Source organism: Nocardia sp. NPDC057353, assembly GCF_042667085.1.
Lineage (GTDB): Bacteria > Actinomycetota > Actinomycetes > Mycobacteriales > Mycobacteriaceae > Nocardia.
This window is the reverse complement of sequence record NZ_JBHVAK010000131.1, coordinates 1-3,245: the sequence shown is the minus strand read 5'-3', so window position 1 is coordinate 3,245 and position 3,245 is coordinate 1. Positions and strand designations below refer to the sequence as shown.

Genomic DNA, 3,245 nt, shown 5'->3' with positions numbered 1-3,245 from the left:
AAACCGAATCCCGAAGGAGCCGAACCAATGACCGACGATACCCGTCCCACCAGCACCGACACCGGTGCCGGGACGTTCCAGGAGGCGCGCTTCCGCGCCGACTACCTGCACTCCATGGCCTGCTACCCGGACGATCCGGCCGAGTACGACCCGGCCGATTCCCTGGACGCCGCCGAGTACGCATCACCGTGGATGAACAGCGGCGACTGGCAGGAGCGCGATTGGGTCGCCGAGTGGGTGTACCTGGGCGAGGCCAGCGAGCGGTGGCAGCGCGACCGCACCGCCGCCGCGGCGCACGCCGCGAAGCACGCCGACGAGCTGACCGCGGTGCAGCGGCGCAGCGAGGAGCAGGCCCGCGACCTCGCCGAGCACGGCATCACCTACGACGAGCACGGGCTGGTGTCGGGGCCCTACATCGAGGCCGTCGAGCAGCGCGGCGCCCTGGCCCATGCCCCGCATGACGTCTACCTCTACCGCTACGCCGACCGGGTCCCCGGTGACGAGGAGGTGCTGATGCGCGCCGACTACGACCGGGTCCAGGACTTCCGGGCATGGACGCAGGGCCGCACCCGCCCCAGCTGGGGCGTGGACCGGGCCGCCGGGATCGAGGCCCAGTGGACCGGCCGCGGTGACGAGCTGTCCGAAGCGTGGCGGCACCTCGATGGCGTCCGCCTGTGCTGGGAGCAGTACCCGGCGCAGTCGCAGCTGGCGCTGACCGAGCACGAGGCCCGGGCCGCCCGCGGCGAGTCGGGCCGGTTCACCGGGATGCAGTGGCGCAACCAGCTGCACGCCCGGGCACTGACCGGCAACGGCAAGTGGACCGTGGACGCCACCGACCGCGAGCGGGACGTGGCGTCGGCCGCCGAGCATGACCAGCTGCCGGATTCGGCGCTGGCCGACTACCGTTCGGGCAATGCGCTGGCGACCGGGCTGGCGAACGAGCGCAAGGGGTTACGGCGGTGAGCGCCTCGGCGATCGCGGCCACCATGCCCGCCCAGGCCGCCGAGCGGGTGCCGGGCCCGCGGCCGGCGGCGCCGCGCCCGGCCTTGCGGACCGCATGCACGGTCACCCTGGCCAAGGCCTCGCCGAAGCTCGCCGCGGTGCCGGTGGCCGGGGCGGCGGAGTCCGGGGAGCTGGCCGAGCGGCTGGCCGCGGCCAACCAGCGCGCTGCCGAGCTGGAGGAGCGCCTGGCCGCCGTCGTCGCCGAGCGCGACGCCGCCGAGCACCAGGCCGCGGTGCTGGAAGACCGTAACCGCGAGCTTGCCTGCGATCTCGACAACGCCCTGGACCAGCTGGCCGGGCACGCCCTGCACGCCGAGCAGGAGCGCCTCGTCGGCGCCCCGGCCTGGCACGAGCAGGACTCCTGGCTCGCGTCCGATCACCACCGAGGAGGTTTCAGCCGATGAACTCGACACCGGGTGTCCAGCCCGTCAACTCCGTCAACCGGGTGTCTACCCCGGCGTCCACCGGCCGGTTCGACCTGGCCGAGCTGACCGCGCTGGCGATGACGATCGTGATCGGCGCGGGTGCGTTCGCGTGGAGCTTCGCGGCGCTGACCGAGCTGTCGGTGATGGCCGGGATCACGCCGAAGCTGGCGTGGGCGGGCCCGATCTTCGTGGACGGGGCGATCGTCCAGTCGGCGGTGGCGCTGGTCTCGTTGCAGCGCCGGGCCCGGCAGAGCATCGAGATCCCGCGGGCGACGACGTGGTTCTTCTGGGGTGAGTTGTTCGCCGCCGAGGCGATCAGCGTGGTCGGAAATGGCTTGCACGCTGCGGAGTCCGGGGCGCGGGTGCTGCCCGCGACGATCGCGGCGTGCGTGGCCGGCGCGGCGCCGCTGTTCGGGCTGGCGGCCACGCACGGGCTGACCGCGCTGATCGAGGTCCCGCGCACCGCCGAGCCGGACCCGAGCACGGAGTGGACGCCGGTCCACGCCGAGGCGACCCGGCTGGACAGCGGCTCGACGGGGCTCGACACCGACCGGACAGCGCTGGACAGCGGGTCCACGGAGCTGGCCGAGGTGGTGGACACGGTGGACACCCACCCGCTGGCCGAGCGTGACGCCGAGATCCGGCGGCTGTACGCGGCCGGGCAGTCCACCCGGCGGATCGGCGCCCAGTTCGACCTGTCGCACTCCCGTGTCGCCCAGATCGTCAAGGCACCGGACACCGAGGGCGACACCGGCGACGACGACGGCGGGGAGGTGCTGAGCCTGGTTCGCTGACCGATCGCCCGCCCCCCGGGGCAGGCACCGAGCGGTGTCTGCCCCACCTCGATCCCGTACTTCACCGCTTCTACCTGGAGGACATCATGACCAACACCCTGAGCGACCTGGACCAGATCAACGCCGAGCTGATGGGCCAGGGTGCCCGCAACCCGTTCGGGCGCGCGATCGAGCCCGGGACCGCGGTCTCGGGCGAGATCATCGCGGTGGTGCGCCGCCAGCGGCACAACAGCGCCGGTGAGCCGCTGTTCTGGAAGGACCGGCGCCCGCAGCCCGCCGCCAACGGCACCCCGGTGATCGACTCGCAGCTGATCATCGAGACCGGCGTCTACGACGACGACGCCGACGACGGGCTGCGCGCGGTCACCCTGGACCGCGACGTGCAGCGCGCGATCAGCGCCGCGGTGCGCCGCTCGCGCGCCGGCGGAATCGCCATCGGCGGCCGGCTCGACAACCTGGTCTTCGTCGGCCCGGCGGAGAACGGATCCGGCCGCGCCTACAAGCTCGACGCCTACGTCGCGCCCGCCGCCGAGTAGCCGGCCGCACCACCCCGGGAAGCCCCGCCGTGTTCACGGCGGGGCTTCGTCGTGTCCGGGGCACCTCTGCCGGTCGGCTCATCCCCCGACTGTTCCCCGGGCCCTTCCTCCGAAGGCTTCTCGAGTGCGGCCCGGTGGCCGGTCCAGGGTGGCCGCAGGCCATCGGCGTAGCCGACGCGCAGCGCCCTTGACCGGGTGCCGGGCCGCACTCACGCTGTCCGGCCGAGGAAGGGCGTCCCGCCGTGGTTTCGGTGTCCGGATCGGTTGCTGGAGATGTTGCTGTGGCGTACCGAAAACCCACCGCGGAGTAACCGAAAACTAGCCGAAACCTATTGTGTTGCCACGATAGTTTTCGGGCCACTCCTCTTCCCTCCCATACCTGCCTTGAACTGCGGGTTTAAGGGCTGTGATTTCTGCTCACTCCCCCCACCCCCGTCCGACATCACATACCCACTTCGTGCGCATGTGATGTCGGACGGGGGTGGGGG

4 protein-coding genes are annotated in these 3,245 nt (G+C 72.4%); all 4 read left to right on the top strand.

All coding sequences use genetic code 11. The features are described 5' to 3' along the window. Positions 1–27 precede the first annotated feature (27 nt). Positions 28–963 carry a hypothetical protein gene (locus ACFUUZ_RS31610; RefSeq protein ID WP_378702703.1) on the top strand — a complete coding sequence of 312 codons (936 nt, stop codon included), beginning with the start codon at positions 28–30 and terminating at the stop codon, positions 961–963. Beyond that, positions 960–1,406: a hypothetical protein gene (locus ACFUUZ_RS31605; protein ID WP_378702701.1), complete on the top strand. Its 447-nt coding sequence runs from the start codon at positions 960–962 to the stop codon at positions 1,404–1,406. Before ACFUUZ_RS31610 ends, ACFUUZ_RS31605 begins: the two co-directional genes overlap by 4 nt. Positions 1,407–1,447: 41 nt before the next feature. After that, positions 1,448–2,221, top strand: a complete 774-nt coding sequence (locus ACFUUZ_RS31600) for a DUF2637 domain-containing protein (protein ID WP_378702699.1) — start codon at positions 1,448–1,450, stop codon at positions 2,219–2,221. A gap of 86 nt (positions 2,222–2,307) precedes the next feature. Next, on the top strand, positions 2,308–2,757 hold the full coding sequence (locus ACFUUZ_RS31595) for a hypothetical protein (protein ID WP_378702697.1): 450 nt from the start codon (positions 2,308–2,310) through the stop codon (positions 2,755–2,757). The last annotated feature ends 488 nt before the right edge of the window (positions 2,758–3,245 follow it).

Bases quoted from the DNA above. Each gene is read 5' to 3' on its own strand.
- ACFUUZ_RS31595 (WP_378702697.1), top strand. From the start codon at position 2,308: ATGACCAACACCCTGAGCGACCTGGACCAGATCAACGCCGAGCTGATG.
- ACFUUZ_RS31610 (WP_378702703.1), top strand. From the start codon at position 28: ATGACCGACGATACCCGTCCCACCAGCACCGACACCGGTGCCGGGACG.